Below are 21,886 nucleotides of genomic sequence, written 5' to 3'. Positions count from 1 at the left end.
TGTCGTCCGCTGGTTCGGGATGGCACAGGCGCAGATACTAAGAAAGGTAGTGTAGTATGAAACAAACAAAACTTAAAAGACTGCTTGCTTCACTGTTAAGCATTTCGATGATCGGAAGCTTTGCAGGGACCGGCATTTCCGTAAGTGCCGATGCAGGTGAAAAGCCGCCGGAGGTAACTGAAGAGGAAAGAGTTTTTCCTGAGAAGGGTTCCTTCAGCTATGACGACGTTGAAGTAAACTTCGCCAAGGCACTTCAGTACGTGCTTTACTTCTACGACGCCAACAAGTGCGGATATGACGTTGACGCGAACGGAGAACCGGGTCTCAAGTGGCTCGAGTGGAGAGGCGACTGTCACACCGAAGACTACAACATTCCTCTTAAACCAATGTCCAAGGAAGGTGCCGATGCCAAGTTCGGAACAAACCTTTCACAGGAATTCATTGATGAATACAAGGATATTCTCGATCCGGACGGTGACGGATTCATCGACTGCGGCGGCGGTATGCATGATGCCGGAGACCACGTAAAGTTCGGACTTCCTGGCTCTTACGCAGCTTCAACGGTAGGCTGGGGCTACTACGAATTCAGAGATGCATATAAAAAGTCAGGCCAGCAGGAACACGTTGAAAATATTCTTCACTGGTTCAATGACTTTTACATGAACGGTACTTACCTTGATGAGAACGGCGAAGTTATCGCTTTCTGCTATCAGGTAGGTGAAGGTAACAACGACCACAACTACTGGAATCCGCCGGAGCTTCAGAATTCTGAAATGCTTCTTGACTTTGCAAGACCGGCTTATTTCGCAACAGTAGATACTCCTGCTTCAGACATGTGTGCAGGTACTGCAGCTTCACTCGCTGTAAACTACCTCAATTTCAAGGACACAGAACCTGAATATGCTGAGGAAAGCCTTAAGAAGGCCATCGCTCTTTACAACTTTGCTGTAAAGACACATGAGGAAGACGAAGGAATGTCAGTTCTCAGTCTTGGCTACGACGGCGGTTTCTATACATCAAGCTACGACTACGATGAACTTGCATGGGCTGCTGTTTGGCTCTATGAATGTACAGGCGAACAGAAGTACATCGACGACATCATCTCAGTTGATGAATCCATCAAGGATGATATGGGCCATGTAACATACACAGGCTACATCAAGCGTATCATCAAGACAACAGGCTCAACATGGCAGAACATCTGGGTACACTGCTGGGATACAGTATGGGGCGGCGTATTCGCAAAGCTCGCACCTATAACAAACACAGCACGTGACTGGTACATTTTCAGATGGAATCTTGAATACTGGTCAGGAATCCCTCACACATATCCGGGCGGCATGGCAGACGAGATCTGGAATATGCCGTATGAATATACTGATAAGCTCGACGAAAAGGATACAACATTCCTCGCAAAGACTCCGGAAGGATTCTCAATGCTCAACGAGTACGGTTCAGCACGTTACAACACAGCAGCTGAACTCTGTGCGCTTGTTTACCGCAAGGAAACAGCTGCACGCGGCGAAGAGGACAAGAGATTCTCTGACTGGGCAGAAGGTCAGATGGAATACATCATGGGTAAGAACCCTATGAACCGTCCTTACATCGTTGGTTATTCACCGACAGCGGCTTCACATCCGCATCACCGTGCAGCTCACGGCTCATCAACACTCTCAATGGACGATCCGAAGGATCAGACACATGTACTCTGGGGTGCTCTTGTAGGCGGTCCTGACGCAACAGACTGGCACAGAGACATCACAAAGGACTACATCTACAACGAAGTTGCCGTTGACTACAACGCAGCAGTTACCGGTGCTCTCGCAGGTCTTTACGAATACTATGCAACTGATGACATGAAGCCTGACGAAGACTTCCCGCCGAAGGAAAAACCGGCTCAGGAATTCTGGCTTGAAGCTCTTGTAAATCAGGAGAACAAGGAAAGAACACAGTACACAGTAAGATTACACGCTGACACATCACAGCCTCCGAGATATGTTGACAACCTCAAGTGCCGTTACTACTTCGACATTTCCGAGCTCGTTGAACACGGACAGAAGGCAGAAGACCTCAAGATTGAAGTTTACTACGACAAGGTAAGCGCAAGCTCTGATGCAAAGCAGAACGTAGCAGTTTCAAAGCCGATCCAGGCAGAAGGAAACATCTACTACGTTGAAATGGACTGGAGCGGCATCCCGTTCCGCGGTGCTATGGAACTCCAGCTCGGTATCATTGCTCCTCAGGATGCTGAATACAATTCAAACTGGGATCCGACAAACGACTTCAGCCGTAAGGGACTCGAAATAAGCGACGACTACGGCCCGACAGAATGCATTCCGCTTTACCTCGGCGATACTCTCGTTTACGGTACAACACCGTTCGGTGACAAGGCAGTCGCTCCTGAAGATGTTGCCAAGACAGGATATGCTCCGCCGATACCTGAGGGAGCTAAATCATCAAGGCCGGCGGCTTCGTCAAATACTGCAGCATCACCAAAGCCGACATCAACACCAAAGGCTACAGCCACACCATCATCTTCTCCTTCAAAGAACACTACAGGTGAGATCATTTACGGTGACGTAAACCTTGACGGTAAAGTTGACGTAACAGACCTTTCACTCCTTTCACTCTACCTTCTCGACAAGACAGGTATCAAGGGAGACGGACTCAAGGCAGCCGATGTAAACGGCGACGGAAGTACAGCTCTTACAGACCTTGCAACACTCAGACAGTACATCTCAAAGAAGATCACAAAGCTTGGTCCTGACAAGAAGTAATTAATTCACAGCATAGCTTGTGTAAATCAGTAAACATAAGGCGGGTTACCCCTGTAGTCAGGAGTAACCCGTTTTACAGAAAGGATGAATTTATGAAAAAGTTTGACCGAATACTCGCTCTCATCCTCAGTCTTTCCATGACGGCAGGATGCGCAGTACAGTCAGTCGGAGCTTCAGCCGGTGAGGATCCGCCTCCGATAACAAGCAAGGACATGCCTGATCCTTCTTCCTTCAGCTACGATGACGTTGAAGTAAACTTCGCCAAGGCGCTCCAGTATTCCCTTACATTCTACGACGCCAACAAGTGCGGTGCGGGAATAACTGACGGTTATCTCGAATGGCGCGGTGACTGTCACGTAGAGGACTATAACATTCCTCTTCAGCCGCTGGAGATCGTAAATGAAAAGAAGCACATGTACATCGGTACTGACCTTGAACAGGATTTTATCGACAAGTACAAGGATATTCTCGATCCGGACGGCGACGGAACAGTTGATCTCGGCGGTGGTATGCACGACGCCGGCGACCACGTTAAGTTCGGACTTCCGGGTTCCTATGCCGCTTCAACAGTAGGCTGGGGCTACTATGAATTCCGTGACGCCTACATCAAGACCGGTGAGCAGGAACACGTTGAGGACATTCTCAGATGGTTCAACGACTTCTACATGAAAGCAACTTTCATGGACAAGGACGGCAAGGTCATCGCTTACTGCTATCAGGTGGCAGAGGGCGACAACGACCATAACTACTGGAATCCTCCGGAACTTCAGGATATGGCCCATTTCGACGATTTTGCAAGACCGGCGTATTTTGCCACAGCTGACAAGCCGGCATCGGACTGCTGTGCAGGTGCCGCTGCTTCACTTGCGATCAACTACTTAAACTTTAAGGATACTGATCCTGAATATGCTGAAAAATCACTGAAGACTGCTCTTGCACTCTATGACTTTGCAGTCGAGACACATCACTATATCGATGACTTCGATGAGGAGTTCAACGACAAGGAGAGCCTCGGCTACGGCAGCAGCTTCTACGATTCAAGCTATGCCTGGGACGAACTTTCATGGGCTGCAGTATGGCTCTATGAATGTACAGGTGAAAAGAGCTACATTGACTCCATCATCAGTATTTCCGATACACCTGATGCAGAAGGCTTCTATGAATACACAGGCTATATGAAGCGTATCATCAGAAACACAGGCAACATCTGGCAGAACATATGGGTACACTGCTGGGATACAGTATGGGGCGGCGTGTTTGCAAAGCTCGCACCTATTACAAACACAGCACGTGACTGGTACATTTTCAGATGGAACCTTGAATACTGGTCAGGACTTCCTCATGCTGATACAGGCGTTCTTGCCGATCATCTCTGGGAGACTGAGTACAAGCCTACAGGCAAGATAGGCAACGACACTGACAAGCTTCCTACTTCACCTGCAGGATTCGCAGTGCTCAACCCTTACGGTTCAGCACGTTACAACACAGCAGCTCAGCTCTGCGCTCTCGTTTACCAGAAGGAAACAGCAGCAAGAGGTGAGGAGGACTCACAGTTCTCTGAATGGGCTGAAGGTCAGATGGAATACATCATGGGCAAGAACCCTATGAACCGCTGCTACATCGTCGGATACGCTGACAATTCAGCTTCACATCCGCATCACAGAGCTGCCCATGCATCTACAACACTTTCAATGGACGATCCTGTTGATGACGTACATGTACTCTGGGGCGCTCTCGTAGGCGGTCCTGATGACGGTGACTACCACAGAGATATCACGGCCGACTTCGTTTACAATGAAGTTGCGGTTGACTACAATGCCGGATTTACCGGTGCATGTGCCGGCCTTTACAACTACTTCGGCACAGATGACATGAAGGCTGACGAAATCTTCCCTCCGAAGGAGAAAGAAACAACAGCCTATTTCGTTGAGGCACTCATCAACCAGGAGAACAAGGAAAGAACACAGTTTACTGTAAGAGTAACAGGTGCTCAGGTATCACCTCCAGCATACATCAACGGTTTCAAGGCAAGATATTACTTCAATATCAGCGAGCTTCTTGAACACGGTCAGAGTATTGACGACGTAAGCGTTGAGATCTACTACGACCAGATCGAGTCAGATACAAAGGGCGAATACAAGTCGAACGTTACAGGTCCGTTTAAGGTGGATGATGAAAACTACTACATCGAAATGGACTGGGGCGACTACAAGTTCTACGGAACAAGAGACATCCAGCTCGGACTTATCGCAGCTCAGGACAGCGAGTTCAAGAGCAACTGGGATCCGACAAACGACTACAGCCGTGAGGGCCTCGAAAAGAGCGACTTCTTCGGCGAGACACACAAGATCCCGCTCTTCTACAATGGCAAACTCGTTTACGGTGAACCGATAGAAGGCGATACCAATATCCCGAAGGCAGATCCGACAGCATCGCCGAAGCCGACAGCATCACCGAAGCCGACAGCATCACCAAAGCCGACAGAATCACCTAAACCAACAACATCACCGACTGCAGTCAAATTCATGATCGGCGACGTAAACAGTGACGGAAGCATCGACGTTACAGACCTTTCACTTCTTTCAATCTATCTCCTCGATAAGAAAGGGGTAACAGAAGACGGACTCAAGGCAGCCGACGTTGACAGCGACGGAACAGTAGCACTTACAGACCTTGCAAGACTCAGACAGTATCTTTCAAAGAAGATAACGAAGTTTTGATAAAGTAAAGGTAAGATCAAATTATAAAACAAGACCGGAAGCAGAAAATGCAAAATCTGCTTCCGGTTTTTTGTTACTGTAAAAATGAGAGTGTTCCTCACAGCTCACAAACGGTACAGCCCATCTCTCCGAGCTGACCTGTGCTATTGATAATTTGCTGCTTCCGCAGAAAATGTAAAAATATAAAAAGAATTTATTCTGTAACATTCATTCCTCATCATTCATAAATCTGCGAAACTCAGCTTCAAGCTGTTCTCTGTCTGGAAGATATAACTGATAACGGCTTACGAATAATTGATTGGTGATATTCTGGAGAGCGTATTGCATGACCAGTTTGTCCTGATAAGCACCGAGTATCAAGCCTATCGGTTCAGAGTCACCTTCAGTGTTCATTTCCTGCTTATAATAGTTAAGATAAAAATTCATCTGCCCAATATCCTCGTGCTGAACTTCACCGATTTTCAGGTCAATAAGTACAAAGCATTTCAAGATACGATGATAGAACACCAGATCTACTTTGTATGTCCTGCCTGCAATGACCATCTTCTGCTGTCTGCCGACATAGGTAAAGCCTTTGCCGAGTTCAAGAAAGAATTGGCTTAGATTATTAACGAGTGCTTCTTCAAGATCACCCTCTTTGTAAACAGGCAGATTAGGAAGTCCTGTGAATTCAAGTACATAAGGCTCTTTTATAATATCCTCTGGCTTCTCTATGATCTGACCTTCACGTGAAAGCCGCATCACTTCACTCTTATCACCGCTCAGAGCTAACCGATGATAGAGCATACTTTTCATCTGACGTTTCAGTTCACGAACGCCCCAGTTCTCGGCGATGCATTCTCTCTCATAAAATGCTCTCTCGGCACTGTTATCAATCTTCAAAAGCTCAACGTAATGACTCCAATTCAATTTTTGCGACAGTGTCGCAAAATTTTCATAAGAGAGATATAGCTGTCGCATACGATATATATTGCTCCAACTGTAACCTTTACCATAACGGATGCTGAGGTCAGCGGCAAGCATTTTCAAGGTGTTTGAACCATACTCGGCTTTTTCATGACCACTTTGTTCAAATTCAACGATATACTGACCAATCTGCCAGTATGTTTGAACCATTGCAGAATTGATTGCGGCAGCAGCTTTTCCTTTGCCTTTTTCTATTGCGTTGCTCACGTTGTTGAGCAGAGCAGTATATTCAGGATCATTTCTATCTGTTACATCTATTTCATTCATAACAATACCTCATTTAGAGATTCATGTGATGAAGTTATCATCACAGAAAGTATTGGAATTATTATATCATATAAGGCTTGAAAAATGCAATATTGTTTTGAAGGTTCACGCTAGAATTCCTGTATAGTGCGCAGGTAAGCACAGGCATTTTCTGTTTTGCTTTCCCGAGACAATGGTACAGCCCACCTCTCCGAGCTGACCTGTGCTATTGATAATTTGCTGCTACCGCAGCAAATGTTAAGAACGAGTTATGAAATACAATCAGAGCTTCACCTTGAAAACGAACTGAAAAAATGATAAAAGAGTGTTTTTGTCAAACGCAACAGTTATAACAAATATGCCGATAAACAGAATTCAGCCTATTGCCATATATAAGCTTCATATGATATATGTGTCAGAAAATAGTCCGAACACGGAACAAAAATACGTTTTCAGATTGTAATCAGTTTTTGTGAGTTTTAACTGAAATGACATAATATGAGCGATAAATCATGAAATTGTTTTGTTAATGTTACTAAAATGATGAGCGAATGATTGTAGTTTGCTACAAAATAATAAATAGTTTTGAAATTACTGTTGACAAAAAAAAAAAGATTTACAATATGAACATATTCATTTCATGGATATGACAATTTGAAATCCACTGCACCATATTCGGGTCTATAAGAATTGAAAATGGTACAGCGTATCTGGCAGGAAACCAGGGAAATTCAGTCAGGCTTTCAGCCAGAGATTATGAGGAAAGGGGAGAATGACCGTGAGGGGTAATTTTAATTTTGTATCATTAGCTATATCAGAATATAATAATGATTTTCACGGTATGATTCTGACCTTTTCGGAAGTTAATAACGGTAATACAAGTGTGTCCCGCAGACAGTACTGAACTGCCTCGCCGCGGCACGCTTTTTTGTATTATAAATACGAATCGTTTATGATTTATGATTATTAGGAGGAAACTACGATGAAAAGAAAGAGTTGGAAACGAACTGCAGCCTTTGTAACATCACTGGCTATGACAACAACAATGCTTCCGAGTGATTTAAGCGGAATTGTTACAAGTATTGTTCATGCGGATGAGATAAATTTAAGTGCAGGATCTGAGCTGCCTGAAACAATCACAGCCGGACCAGGTGAAACATGGACAGTAACCGTACTTCCTGGTACAGTTAAGGATGAAACTAACGGAACAAATGCTGAAAGCAAGACCTACACAGGTGTTGTTAAAATAAACGAATCAGGTATTTTTGACAGCGATGATAATGGTGCATTACCTGTCGCAACTTTCAGAGATGATGATGATAAAGATAATACAAATATAACTTCAGGTTTAGGCATCTACGTTGATTCTATTGATGCAGAAAAGAAGGAACTCACACTCACATGGGAAGATCCAGTTGTTAATGAAGGACTTCATATTAATTTTGAACCTGTGTGGGATGATATAATATCTATTAAGCAGAATGGCAGTGAGGTTCACATAACAGGTATAGATCAGGAATTTACTAAAGTAAAGACCGGTTATGAGTATGTAATCAGATCAAAGAAGGCTTTAAACATTACACCTGTTGTTTTACAAAACGAGAACGATGTCAGATTCAGCGCTTACGTTAAAAAAGCTGAAGAAAACGCTGCTGACGGCGCAAAGTATGTTTATACATTTGTTGTCGGAAGAAAAGATGTAATAATAGCGGAAAGGGCAACAGAATGGAGCGTTGCTCAAAGCATAGATCCTAATGCACAACCGATCAAAATTTCAGGAGATGATAAGAATACATCCATATACGATGTAACCAATAGTGAAAATCCAGCAATACTCCCTAATTCAACGGTTTACCCGGATAACCGTTATAAGATCGGTTCAACTATAAAAGATATTGCAGTGTTTGAGGATACAAACGGTAATGGTGTACTTGATCTTACAGGTGAAAACAAAGACTTAAGAGTGTCTTCTCCGAGATCACTTAATTCAAATACAAATGAATATGAGTATACATTCACAGCTCCTTACAACGATATATTCATCACACATGCTGACCAGAACTGGAATTTCGCCGTAGCAGAAAACGGCGAAGAAATCACAGCTACAAGTACTGAGATCACTGATGAAGATGTTGTTTATCATTTCGGTTTTGATACAAGTAATCCAATTACTGCTGGAAGCCCTTATGATTTTGTAGTAAAACCAATTGGCAATGCTGATAATTCTGAAAACGGTGAAGCTGCTGCAGTTTGGTCAACTCTTTCATGCCAGATAGTTATCAGTTATAAGGACAAGAATGGAAATGTTCTTGATGCTCAGCCGGAAAACGCTGGCAGCTATAAAGCAGTAGCTGATATCTATCTCTACGACGAAGAGGGTGCGTGCTCAACAGAAGGCATTGGTGATTACCACATCGAGAAGGAATTTAAGATTTCACCGATAGACGATAATCTTAATGTTAGCGTTGTGGATGGCTGGACAATTAACTCAGTGGAAGGCGTATATGTAGCGTATCCAAATCTTGAGATTCTTCAGAAACCTAAAGACCAGGATGGAGCTTGGGTAAGACCAGGAATTACAGTTAAGAACGGCGAAAAAACATTAGATGAAAATGAAGACTATATAATCGAAGGTGAAGTAACTTCAACAGAAAGAGGTATTCATACACTTGTAATTGTAGGCATCAATGATTATGATGGTATAGTACAGGAATTTAAGTGGTATTCAGATGCTGCGTTCAAATCTGCTATCATTCGCGCAGATTCAGTTGAAGATGAAGATCCGGTGAAGGTGAATGGTCTTGACTATGAATATGGTGACAGCTTTGATTTCGCATTAGATGAATTTGAAGGCGATCAGTCAGGCGTTACATACAAGCTTACACCTGTTTTTGAGAAAGAGTTAGCTGAAAAATATTTAGTTGCCGATCAGGAACAAAAGCTTGTTTTCAGAGCAGCTTACGAAACAGTATTTGGCAATTTTGTTCCTCCTACAGCGCTTCCGGAATCTGTAAATGTGACTGAAGATCTTTTAATTGATGTTAAAACATTTGATGCTGCTGGTATTATGGCAAAGTTAGAAAACGATAAAACAAGTACGTTGGCGGCTATTAATACCTTAACAGGCATTAACTATAACGAGAATGCTGACAATTTAGAAGTAATTACAGAACTGCGTGATTACATCAATGAGTATACTGTATCTGCTGTAAATGCAGAAGAGACAGTTGCTACAGCTGATATCACCGTTGTAGCTAAAAAAGTAAAGGTTTCATTCAATAAGGAATCTGTTACTTATGATGGAAAAGATCACAGATCAGAGTTTAAGCTTTTTACTGATGAGGTTCTTGAAAAGGATGCTGACGCAGTAAATGCTGAACTTGGTAAAATAGCAATCACACTTGGCGGCGACACAGATACAGAAAAGATGCCAATGGTCAATGCCCTCAAATATGAGTTTAAAGCAGTACCTGCAGAAGTAGTTAAGGCACTTGGAACTAATTACGCTTTATTAAATAACATTGATAATGGTGCTATTACGATTACCGCAAAGGTTGACCCTATTAATCTTAACGGTTTTGCAACAGCAAGTGCTCCTGAAACTGTACTGGTTACTACTGGTGGAACCAATTACAGAAAGCCGAATATTACGGTTACAACTGCAGAAGGCACCGAACTTTTTAAGGGATATGATTTCTACTTAGCTGGTACTATCAGTGCTAATAAGGAAGGCAACTATACTACTAAGATTCAGGGTAAGAATAACTACACAGGTACACTTAAGCTTGATTGGTCTGTAATTGACGGGGTAAGCTTTAAGAAAGCTATTGCTTTATCATGGATGCCAACAACAGGTGTGATAAATGGTAGTGGTAATCCGGCTGTTAAGTTTACATTTAACAGAAAGGAAGTACCGGAATTCTCTGAAGGTTTTGAAGTAACAGCACTTGGTTATGTTTATGCTAATCAGGAGAATAATAACCAGTTAACTGCGGCTGATCTTACTGTTGAGAATAAAGGCAAGGAGAAGAATGGCAACACAATCAAGGTTTACAATGCTAAAACTCCAAGCTTCAGCGGAAACTATTCACTTTCAATTGCAGACAAAGGCTTTGGCGTAACTGCAAGAGCGTTTGTAACACTTAAGAATGTTGCGACAAACACAGAGTGGACTGTATATACTGATGATTATGCAGCTGATATCATGAGAACAGATTATGCATCTGCTGTTAATGCTCAGATGACAAATGCATTTGAAATTGCAGAAGTACAGACTCCTCCGGTTGCATACACTGAAAGCAGCAAGAACAAGCTTCAGGCAAAGTTTACAATAACAAAGAATGCTAATGCTTCAGAAAACTTAAAGGTAGTAGAAGCTGGTTACATCTATTCTAATGTTGCTGAACCTGCAGGAGCAGCTGATATCAGTAAGTGGCAGGATATGACTCTGGAAGCTGCAAACGATACAGCAAATACATTCATTAAGAAGACATCCAAGACAACAGCTAATATGAGTTCTTATACTGTTAAGTTTGTTGACAATGGTGCCGGTGTAAGATATCGTGCATTCATCGTTGTTGAGAACGAAGACGGTGCAAGATTCATAAAGTATATTAACTATGTTGGTGATAATACAGCAAATTATGGTGCAGATGTAACTTGCGCAAACTACAACTTTGCAGATATCAGCATTAAGCAGCTTAAGAAGCTTGTAACAGTTACAGATGAATGTGTAAATGGAAATACAACAGCTAACGATGGTAAGCCAGCTGCAAGATTCGAAAGCACTCGTAAGTTAGACGAAAGCGCAGCAGAGAGTGATGTTACTGTAAGTGAGTACGGCTTCATTTATGCTAACGGTCTTGACAGTGCGCCTGATACTACAGACTTTACAGTAGAAAAAGCTAACGTAAGTGCTACTGATGCATTTAAGATCAATAAGAAAGCAGGAAGTGCTATCAGCACTAACGGCGTAACCTATTCACTTAATATCAAGAAGGTTGATAATAACAAGGTATACGTTCGTGGTTTTGTAAAGGTTAAGGATAACAAGACTGGAATTGAACAGTACATTTATGCTGATAATATCACAGCAAATGTAGAAGACAATCCTGTTACCCCTTAATTTACTGATTATTCCGGCAAAAGCCTGAATATATAACGCCCAAGGTTGGAAGGAGGAGAAATCCATGCAGAAGTACACAGAAGCTGAGCTCAGAATCATCAACTTCGATGCTGAAGATGTTATCACAACATCTGACGTTAATGAAGATGGCGGTGACGCTGAATAATTTTCACTCAGATTAAAATAATAGACATCATGCTCCTTCGGGGGTGTGGTGTCTATTCCTTTTTGTTTAAAAAAGCAAATTGTTACTAATTCTTTGCTTTATGGAGGAAAGATGTTCAAAGGAAAATATAAATTTGCAGAAAAAGTTGTTGAAATAAAATCAGTAAACGATAAAGTGCAGAAATACTGTGCAGGTTATGAATCAGAAAATGCGACGGATTTTTCAGTCGAAACAAATGAAAAAGACATTGAAAATGAAAAAGAAATAACCCGAAAGGAATATGAATTCGAAGGCAAACCCGTACCTGCTTATTCCGACGGTGTCTATGAATCGACCGCAGTCTACCGTAAAATAGCTGAAAAAATGCCGGACTACGATTCGTTCGTATTCCACGGTTCAGTTATTGCTGTTGACGGCGAAGGTTATCTGTTTACTGCAAAATCGGGAACAGGCAAGTCTACTCATACACGTCTCTGGCGTGAATATTTCGGAGAAAAGGCTGTCATGGTAAATGACGACAAGCCTATAATTAAAGTTACCGATGATGGCGTTACCGTATACGGCACTCCGTACAACGGAAAACACAGACTGGGTACAAACATTTCGGTTCCGCTTAAGGCAATCTGCATTCTCGAACGCGGTGAGAAAAATGAGATAGTCCGTATTAGCAAATCCGATGCCTACGCTATGCTCCTGCAGCAGGTGTACCGTCCGAAAGATGCTTTACAGATGGCGAAAACTCTCAGACTTATCGACGAAATGGCTGACAGCGTCAGACTTTACAGACTTGCGTGCAATATGGACATCGAAGCGGCGAAAGTCGCTTACAGTGCAATGAAAGAATGATAAGTAAAATTAACGAAGATCCTGATTTTCTGATCACATGCGCCGCGAATGAAATAAGGAAAAGTGAAGCCGATATGATCATTCTTGCTTTATGTGCACTGAACGGTGTTATTCCCGATAAAGGACTTCTCGAAGACCTTGATGCCAATCTGTTCGGCGTATGTCAGAAGCACGGACTTACAGTATGTGTTGCCTGTGCACTTGAATCGGCAGGTGTTCACGACGGTAATTTTGAAAAAGTGAAAAAAACAGCCGGAAAGTATCTTTTTGAAAGTGAAAAAGAGAGAAAACGGCTTGAAAAATATATTATAAGTATAAGAAAGAAGTTGAAATTATGAAACTGAGTAATAAGTTTATAGCACACGAAGACGGAAACGAAAAGCTTCTCGTTTCAACAGGGGCAGCAAAGTTTTCAGGACTTGTAAGAGGAAATCCGACAGCGGGATTTATTATAAACTGTCTTGAAACTGAAACTACACCGGAGGAGATCGTAGCAAAGATGGCCAGGGAATACGATGCTCCGCGTGATGTACTTGAACGTGATGCCTTAAAAATAATCGACCAGCTTAGAAAAATCGGAGCGATAGATGAATAAATCCACCTTTGAGGAGCAGCTTTCTCAGAACGGGAAGCTCATCTACACCAACAAGGGCGACAGCATGATGCCCCTTATCAAGCAGGACCGTGATCTTCTGGTAATAAAATCTGTAAACGGCAGGCTGAAGAAGTATGACGTTCCGCTTTACAGGCGTGACAGCGGTCAGTACGTTCTTCACAGAATATTAAAAGTCAGGAAGGACGATTATGTTATCTGCGGTGATAACCGCTGGGTAAAGGAATACGGCATTTCCGACAGACACATAATAGGTGTGCTTTCTGCGGTCATTCGCAACGGAAAGGAAGTTTCCGTTGATAACTGGAAATACAAACTCTACGTCCACCTGTGGTGTGATTTTTTCCCTGTCAGAGCACTGATCACCCATGTTGTATCTAAACTTAAAAGAATGAAAAGAAAGAAATTACGATCAGGATGAAAAACAACTCACTAAAATGGCTCTGGCACGTTACCGGTAAAAAGAAATATTACGTTGCAGCACTTATGCTGGTGCAGGCGCTGAACGGCGGATCCGGTGTGCTGTACGCACTGTTTCTCAGAAACATTGTAGACAGTGCAGTGGCGCATGACCGGGAAGGATTTTTCAGAAACTGCATTTACACCGCACTTCTTGTTCTCGGGCAGGTAATGCTCAGTGCCATGATACGTTACCTTGAGGAACAGTCACGTTCATCGCTTGAAAACCGGTTTAAAAGCAGACTGTTTCATAACCTGCTCTGCAAGGACTATTCCTCTGTTAGTGCAGTACATTCCGGAGAATGGATGAACCGTCTGACAAATGACTGCATGGTAGTGGCTAATAATTTTACTGAAATACTTCCGGGAGCAGCCGGCATGACGGTAAAGCTTGTGAGTGCAGCTGTCATGATAGTTGCTCTTGAACCAAAGTTTGCGGCACTCCTTATTCCTGCCGGATGTGTGATGCTCTTTTTCACTTATGCCTTTCGTAAAAATATCAAGCGCCTTCACCGGCAGATCCAGGAGAAAGACGGAAAACTCCGTATTTTTCTTCAGGAGCACATCGGCAGTATGATGATGATTCGTTCCTTTGCAGCCGAAGATCAGACTGAATCAGAATCAACAGAGAAAATGGAAGTGCACAAGGCCGCAAGAATGAAGAAAAACCGGTTTTCGAACATATGCAATATGGGCTTTCAGACCGGAATGCAGGGAATGTATCTTCTCGGAGTATGCTGGTGCGGTTACGGTATTCTTACTTCAACAATAAGCTACGGTACACTCACAGCCGTTACCCAGCTCATTTCCCAGATACAGTCTCCGTTTGCCAATATAACTGGCTACCTGCCGAAGTTCTACGCAATGACGGCAAGTGCTGAACGAATAATGGAAATAGAAAAATTCACTGATGACAGCGAAAACACTGTTCTTACGGCAGAGGAAGTAAACTCATTCTACGAAAAAGAAATGAAGGGTTTCGGAATAAGGAACGCGGAGTTTACCTACTATCCTGTAGTTGACAGAATAAGCGACCTTACCAAGGAAGAAATGCCGCTTGTGTTCAGAAACATCAGTGTTGACATACGAAAAGGTGAATATGTTGCGTTTACCGGACACAGCGGATGCGGAAAATCTACAGTATTAAAGCTCCTTATGAGTGTTTACAGACTTGACGGAGGAATTAGGTATATTGAATCCACGGAAGGTGAAAAGGAGCTTTCACCGGAATGGCGTCGGCTTTTTGCCTATGTTCCGCAGGGAAACCAGCTTTTCAGCGGTACAATAAGGGAGATAATCTCATTTGCCGAAAAAAAAGCTTCCACCGATGACGAAAGACTGAATAAAGCACTGAAGATCGCCTGTGCCGATGAGTTCGTGTCTGAACTTGAACAGGGCGCTGATACTCTTCTCGGCGAACGCGGTGCAGGACTTTCTGAAGGACAGATGCAGCGAATCGCCATTGCAAGAGCAGTTTTTTCAGCCTGCCCTGTGCTTCTTCTTGATGAGGCAACAAGTGCGCTTGACGAACAGACGGAAAGAAAAGTACTTGAAAACCTTAAAACAATGACTGACAAAACAGTTGTCATAGTCACACACCGTCCTGCGGCACTTGACATATGCGACAGGATACTGCAGTTTACAGAAAACGGAGTAATCGAAAAACATGGAACAGAATGAATACAGAAAAAACGCACTTGACATGATCTGGCTGACTTCATGCGTACTGAGAGGAACATCACATGATCAGGAAAGACTTTACGAGATTGATCTCAAAGGCTTGTTTTACGTGTGTCAGAAACACTCTCTTACCGCCTGTGTAGCGTATGCACTTGAATCGGCAGGAATTAAAGACGAAAACTTCAGTCAGGCAAAGGAAAAGGCGATACGCAAGAATATTCTTATGGATACTGAACGTAAGAAGATACTTGACCGCCTTGAAAAGGAAAAGATCTGGTACATGCCGCTTAAAGGCTCACTGTTAAAGGACTGGTATCCGAGACTTGGTATGCGTCAGATGTCCGACAATGATATTTTATGTGACGGCAGCAAACGTGCGCGTATAAAGGAGATCATGGAAGATCTGGGCTTTAAATGTGAGCACTACGGAAAAGGCAACGACGATGCCTATCACAAGGAGCCGGTCTGCAATTTCGAAATGCACAATGAACTTTTCCATACCGCAAATGCTGGTAATCTCCACGAATACTATGGCGATGTGAAAGACCGCCTTATAAAAGATGAGAACAATGATTACGGCTATCATTTCAGAACAGAAGATTTTTATATTTATATAACAGCACATGAATACAAACATTTTGCAGCCGGCGGAACAGGTGTGCGTTCGCTTGTGGATACTTATGTATTCTTAAAAAAGTTCAGCGATTCCATGGACTGGGACTACATTGCTGAAGAATTAAAAAAACTCGGCATTGAAGAGTATGAAAAGAACAACCGTGAGCTTGCACTTAAGTTCCTTGAAACAGATGATCTGACCGAAGAGGAAACAAAGCTTCTTGATTACCATATCTTTTCCGGATCATACGGAACAGTCGCCAATAATATCGGAAATCTCATGACAAAGAGCGGAGGTTCAAAGGCGAAATATATTTTTAGCAGGATCTTCATCCCTATGGAGTTCATCCAGTCGTGGTACCCGTTCTTTTACAGACACAAATGGCTCATACCGTTCCTTCCTTTCTACCGTGCTGTTATGGGACTTACAAAGAACAGAAAAAAGGTTTTATCTGAATTTAAACTGCTTTGCAAGCGATAAGAAAACGGCGGGAAACTGAATTAAAAAAATCAGCAGGATAGTGATCATAACATAAAACACATTTACCGGAAGCAGAAAATCAAATCTGCTTCCGGTTTTTTTTCGCCGGAAATACGTAAATGATGACAGCGAAGCCCGGACTGCGGACATGACTATGCTTTAATAACTGATCAGCATTTCCATATATGAAAGTCTTGCGAAAACTATTGATTGATCCTATAAAATATTGTATACTAATTAAGTATATGGAATAATGCAGATCCGGACAAAATCTGACATTGTTCTGATCGGACGGAGGTGACAGTGTGATGGACAAAACAAGAAAAATCAGAAGATATGCAGCTTTGTCTGCTGCTTTTGTGTTTGCTTTTTCAAATGCATCACTCTGTACTTTCAATGTAGTCTCTGCTTCTGATGATCCGCTTTCGTATGAAATAGAATACACTGAAAAGCGCAGTTATCATGATTACTACAGCGAGTATTCATCGCAGAAACCTGCATCCGCAGAAGTTATCGTAAAGGCGGAAGATCATCTGAAAGCTGAAAACGGGGATTTTACGAAGAAGGCATTTACCGATGCGGCTGGTGTGACTAAGGACGCGCTTGTCTGGAACTCGGCTGAAGGAACGCTTTCGTATAAAGTTGAAATACCGGAAACGGCGGTATACTGTATGGATCTTTCCTATGCACCGGTGGGAAATGCGGCTTCTACGGAGCTTTCGGTTTCCGTCGACGGTGAAGTGCCGTTCGACGCTGCTTCGCGCATAACCCTTAACAGAGTCTGGGTAAATGAAAAGGAGATAACTGTAAACTCATCCGGAAACCAGATAAGACCTGCACAGGTCCAGCAGAGCAGATGGTGTGAGACTTCACTTAACGATCCGGACGGACTCTATAACGCTCCGCTTCTGTTTTATCTTACAAAGGGAACTCACGAAATAACTTTTGAAGCATCGAGGGCGTACATTGCTCTTGAATATATAAAATTTTACGGCAGAAAGCAGATCCCGTCCTATAAGGAAACGAAGCCTTCTGCGGATGAAATAAACGGTACGGTATCCGCACTGATACGTATAGAGGGCGAGGATGCGGCGTTCAAGTCGGATTCAACACTTTATCCTACTTCGGACAATGCAAGCTATCTTGCTTCACCGGCTGATCCGGGACATCTTGTCTACAACACGATCGGCGACAATAACTGGCAGAAGGCGTTTCAGACCATCACCTGGGAAATACCGGCCGGCGGGATAAAGTCGGACGGATGGTACCGCCTCGGTATTAAAGCAAGACAGCGCTACATGCGCGGATTCAATTCTGCAAGGCGCATATACATTGACGGCACGGTTCCGTGCAGTGAATTTGAAAATGTCCGTTTCAGGTATGACAACGACTGGCAGAACGTCATTCCGCAGACTGACGGCGGCGAAGATATTTACGTTTATCTTACTGCCGGAAACACACATACCATCACCATGGAAGCCGTTCCGGGCGATATAGGTGAGCCTATGAGGCGCCTTGAACCGGTGGTGGGCGAACTTAATGAATACTACAGAAGAATACTTATGATCACGGGCCCTTCGCCTGACAAGTACACGGACTACAATGTTGACCGTGTAATTCCGGAAATAACCGGCGATTTTAAGAACATTTCCGGCAGGCTGAAGGAGATAAAGAAAAGCATAGAGAATCTTACCGGATTTACCGGATCCGAAGCTGCGGGCATCGAGCGTATGTACGTTATTCTCGATAAATGTACCGAAAAACCGGCACGTATTCCGATGTATCTTTCACAGTTAAAGGACAACATTGCGGCCATTTCATCGTGGATACGTGACTACCGCGATCAGCCGCTTGAGATCGACTATATTGAGATAGCTTCTGCAGATGCGGAGTTTTCACCGGTAAAGGAAAACTTCTTCTCGTCTCTTGCGTTCGGAGCAAAGGCCTTTTTTGCGTCGTTTGATCAGGATTACAGTCTCGTTTCCGGCTCGGAGAAGAAAGACGCACTGGATGTCTGGGTGAGTCTCGGACGTGATCAGGCCCTTGCGGTAAAGGAGCTGGTCGAATCGGAATTTACTCCGGTATACGACATACCGGTCAATATAAGCATAGTTCAGGGCGGAGTTGTTGAAGCGGCTCTTGCCGGAAAAGGTCCGGACGTGGCGCTGTTCCTTGGCGGTGAGTTTCCGGTAAACCTTGCTGCACGAGGACTTCTTGAAAGACTTGACGAAAAAGACGGCTTTGAAGATGCAAAACAAAACTTCCAGGAAGAAGCCATGACCCAGTACACCTACGACGGCGGAGTATACGGAATGCCGCTTTCACAGAGCTTTCCGGTTATGTTCTACCGCAAGGATATCCTCACCGAAGCTGGAATAACCACGCTTCCTGAGACCTGGGACGACCTTGTGGAAATGATGCCTGCCCTGCAGCGTAATAATCTTCACGCAGGTCTGGTGCTCCCGTCCTCGAATATCTCAGCTTCGACTGAACCGGGACATACATTTGCCCTTCTCATGCTACAGAACGGGCTCGGCTACTATAACGACGACATGAGTTCCACAACGTTCGACAGCGTAAGTGCGGTGCAGTCCTTTGAAAAATGGACTGACCTGTACACTGACTACCGTTTCGAGCAGGTCTACGACCCGTTCAGCCGTTTCCGCGACGGAACCTATCCGATCGTGATACAGAACTACACTTTCTGCAATCAGCTGAAGTCGGCTGCACCTGAACTCAACGGCTTGTGGGGCTTTACTCTCGTTCCGGGCACCGAACTCCCGGACGGCACAGTTTCACATGCGGCAAACTCAGCAGGAAGCGGAGCGGTTGTCTTCACGAAAACAAAGAACAAGGACGACGCATGGCAGTTCCTTAAATGGTTCACATCGACAGATGTACAGTCGGAATACGGCACTCTGGTCGAAGGTCTGCTAGGAACAATGGGACGCTATGACACAGCAAACACGGAGGCACTTTCAAATCTCTCCTGGACCCCTTCGGAACTTAAGATCCTCGAAGCCCAGCGGAGTGAACTCAAAGAGATCCCGGTCATCCCGGCATCCTACGCAGTTACCCGAAACATCATGACTGCCTTCCGTGAAACAGTAAACAGCCACCGCAACCCGCGTGACACGATTATGTGGTACAACCGCGACATAAATACTGAAATAAAACGCAAACTTAAAGATCTTGCAGAATAACTACAGTTTACGCCAAAAAGCTTCATACCGTGATGGTGCGAAGCTTTTTTTATTTTAATCTGATTTAAGTATGAAATGTTATTGATTAATCCCATGAAATATTGTATACTAAAAGAGTATATGTGAATTTGTACGCATTAAAACCATGTGTAAAGGAGGCGAAAGCTTGAAGCCGGAAAAAAATAAAAAAAAGCGGTCTTACAACAGATCTGAAAGCATCGAATGCTGGCTCATGCTGGCGCCGTTTCTTGCGTTTTTTGTGCTGTTTACCGTGATACCGGTGCTCATTTCACTGCCGGTGGGATTTACGGACTTTGATATGATCAATATGCCTCATTTTACGGGACTTTCCAATTTCAAAAATCTGTTTCTTTCGGACAGAATATTCATCCGCTCAATAAGGACGACGCTTATATTTGCGATATTTTCGGGACCGGTAAGCTACGTGCTCTGCTTTATGCTGGCATGGCTTATAAACGAGCTTCCGAAACGTCTGAAGACGGTGTTCACGCTGATATTCTACATACCGTCCATGGCGAGCGTCTACACGGTATGGCAGCTCATTTTCAGCGGTGACCAGTACGGATACGTCAACTCGGTTCTCATGGATCTCGGTATACTGACATCGGCCAGACAGTGGCTCACGGATTCACGTTACATCCTTTTCGTGGTCATACTCGTTCAGCTCTGGATAAGCCTTGGCGCGGGATTTCTTGCACTTCGTGCCGGATTCCAGAATATCGACAAAAGCCTGTATGAAGCAGGCGCAGTTGAAGGGATAAAGAGCCGCTGGCAGGAACTTGTCTACATCACCATTCCGGCAATGAAGCCTCAGATGCTTTTTGCCGCTGTCATGCAGATAGTCGCTGCTTTCACCGCTGATATCGTCGGAAGAAACCTTGTTGGATTTCCGAGTACGGATTATGCGGCGCATACTGTTATGACCCATGCCTACGACTACGGCTGGGTCCGCTATGAGATGGGATATTCCTCAGCTATATGCACCGTGCTGTTCCTTGTGATGTACGGTGTGAACAAGCTCATTACCAGAGTTCTGGCAGAGGAGGATCAGGTTTAATGACAGATGCAAAAAAACTTAAGGCCTCATCCGGCAGAGCCGGCAGAAAGAACGGCGGAACAGTCTGCATTTTCATTTTTCTGTTTGTTCTCGCTCTGTTTATGGCCCTTCCGATATACCTTGCAGTGGTAATGTCGATAAAGCCGTCGCAGGAATGGTTCATTTTTCCGCCGAAATTCTACGCCATGGACCCGACTCTCGACAATTTCCGCGAGATGTTCAGGGCGGCCGGACAGCTGTGGGTGCCTTTTTCAAGATATGTCGCAAACAGCGTTTTCGTAACGGCAGCAGTAACACTGGCTCAGTGCTTTACCGCATCGATGGCGGCGTTTGTGCTTGCCAAGGGAAAATTCAAAGGAAGCAGATTCCTTAATTCAGTTATTGTCGTATCACTGCTCTACCAGAGCAATGTCATTTACATAGTCCAGTACATGGTCATCGCGAAACTTGGCATGATAGATACCTACGCTGCGCTGATACTTCCGTCAGTTGCGACCCCGATGGGCGTATTCCTGATGAGGCAGTCCATCAGCCAGATACCGGATGCCATGATAGAAGCGGCAAAGGTAGACGGAGCCGGAATGTTCCGCACCTGCTGGAATATTGTAATGCCGAACCAGAAACCGGCGCTTATGACGCTTATGATATTTGCCTTCCAGTCGGCGTGGAACATACAGTCCGGATCGTACGTGTTCGACGAATCGCTCAAGACTCTGCCGACGGCAGTCGCTCAGGCAGCGGCCTCCGGTATAGCACGTCAGGGCGTTGCAATGGCAGCGGCAGTGTTCATGCTGATACCGCCGGTGATATTCTTTGTTGCAGCGCAGAAGAACGTAATTGAAACTATGGCGCACTCCGGAATTAAAGATTAAAGCCGGGATCACCCACCCCCTGCCCCCTCCCTCAAGGGA

The 21,886-nt window shown here is 44.1% G+C and carries 13 protein-coding genes; 12 read left to right on the top strand and 1 reads right to left on the bottom strand.

Annotated elements, in window-relative coordinates; translation table 11 throughout:
- The first annotated feature begins 56 nt into the window (after nucleotides 1–56).
- The gene (locus tag CC97_RS10930; protein WP_044974997.1) at nucleotides 57–2,777 is read left to right on the top strand and encodes a glycoside hydrolase family 9 protein; all 2,721 of its coding nucleotides are present in this window, start codon (nucleotides 57–59) and stop codon (nucleotides 2,775–2,777) included.
- A gap of 212 nt (nucleotides 2,778–2,989) precedes the next feature.
- Entirely contained in the window at nucleotides 2,990–5,497 is a 2,508-nt protein-coding gene (locus CC97_RS10925) for a glycoside hydrolase family 9 protein (protein ID WP_242848215.1), read from the top strand.
- A 207-nt stretch (nucleotides 5,498–5,704) separates the two neighbouring features.
- Here CC97_RS10925 and CC97_RS10915 read toward each other — a convergent pair whose 3' ends face one another.
- Entirely contained in the window at nucleotides 5,705–6,730 is a 1,026-nt protein-coding gene (locus CC97_RS10915; RefSeq protein ID WP_044974995.1) for a PDDEXK nuclease domain-containing protein, read from the bottom strand.
- A gap of 961 nt (nucleotides 6,731–7,691) precedes the next feature.
- On the opposite strand from CC97_RS10915, the gene CC97_RS10910 reads away from it, so the two are divergent.
- From CC97_RS10910 to CC97_RS10865, 10 genes are all read left to right on the top strand, one after another.
- Nucleotides 7,692–11,834, top strand: a complete 4,143-nt coding sequence (locus CC97_RS10910; protein ID WP_044974994.1) for a hypothetical protein — start codon at nucleotides 7,692–7,694, stop codon at nucleotides 11,832–11,834.
- A gap of 277 nt (nucleotides 11,835–12,111) precedes the next feature.
- Nucleotides 12,112–12,846, top strand: a complete 735-nt coding sequence (locus CC97_RS10905; protein WP_044974993.1) for a hypothetical protein — start codon at nucleotides 12,112–12,114, stop codon at nucleotides 12,844–12,846.
- Nucleotides 12,843–13,184, top strand: a complete 342-nt coding sequence (locus CC97_RS10900; RefSeq protein WP_044974992.1) for a hypothetical protein — start codon at nucleotides 12,843–12,845, stop codon at nucleotides 13,182–13,184. The genes CC97_RS10905 and CC97_RS10900 overlap by 4 nt, the downstream gene beginning before the upstream one ends.
- A complete protein-coding gene (locus CC97_RS10895; RefSeq protein WP_044974991.1) occupies nucleotides 13,181–13,441 on the top strand; it encodes a PqqD family protein in 261 nt (86 codons plus the stop codon). The genes CC97_RS10900 and CC97_RS10895 overlap by 4 nt, the downstream gene beginning before the upstream one ends.
- Complete coding sequence (locus CC97_RS10890; protein ID WP_044974990.1) at nucleotides 13,434–13,880, top strand: S24/S26 family peptidase; 447 nt, start codon at nucleotides 13,434–13,436, stop codon at nucleotides 13,878–13,880. Before CC97_RS10895 ends, CC97_RS10890 begins: the two co-directional genes overlap by 8 nt.
- Complete coding sequence (locus CC97_RS10885; RefSeq protein WP_044974989.1) at nucleotides 13,877–15,598, top strand: ABC transporter ATP-binding protein; 1,722 nt, start codon at nucleotides 13,877–13,879, stop codon at nucleotides 15,596–15,598. Before CC97_RS10890 ends, CC97_RS10885 begins: the two co-directional genes overlap by 4 nt.
- Entirely contained in the window at nucleotides 15,585–16,694 is a 1,110-nt protein-coding gene (locus CC97_RS10880; RefSeq protein ID WP_044974988.1) for a nucleotidyltransferase family protein, read from the top strand. Before CC97_RS10885 ends, CC97_RS10880 begins: the two co-directional genes overlap by 14 nt.
- Nucleotides 16,695–17,002: 308 nt before the next feature.
- Nucleotides 17,003–19,897 carry an extracellular solute-binding protein gene (locus CC97_RS10875; RefSeq protein ID WP_044974987.1) on the top strand — a complete coding sequence of 965 codons (2,895 nt, stop codon included), beginning with the start codon at nucleotides 17,003–17,005 and terminating at the stop codon, nucleotides 19,895–19,897.
- A gap of 166 nt (nucleotides 19,898–20,063) precedes the next feature.
- Complete coding sequence (locus CC97_RS10870) at nucleotides 20,064–20,975, top strand: sugar ABC transporter permease (protein WP_242848168.1); 912 nt, start codon at nucleotides 20,064–20,066, stop codon at nucleotides 20,973–20,975.
- Entirely contained in the window at nucleotides 20,975–21,847 is an 873-nt protein-coding gene (locus CC97_RS10865) for a carbohydrate ABC transporter permease (RefSeq protein ID WP_044974985.1), read from the top strand. The genes CC97_RS10870 and CC97_RS10865 overlap by 1 nt, the downstream gene beginning before the upstream one ends.
- Nucleotides 21,848–21,886 lie beyond the last annotated feature (39 nt).

The organism is Ruminococcus sp. HUN007 (assembly GCF_000712055.1).
Lineage (GTDB): Bacteria > Bacillota > Clostridia > Oscillospirales > Ruminococcaceae > HUN007.
This window is presented reverse-complemented; position numbering and strand designations above follow the sequence as displayed.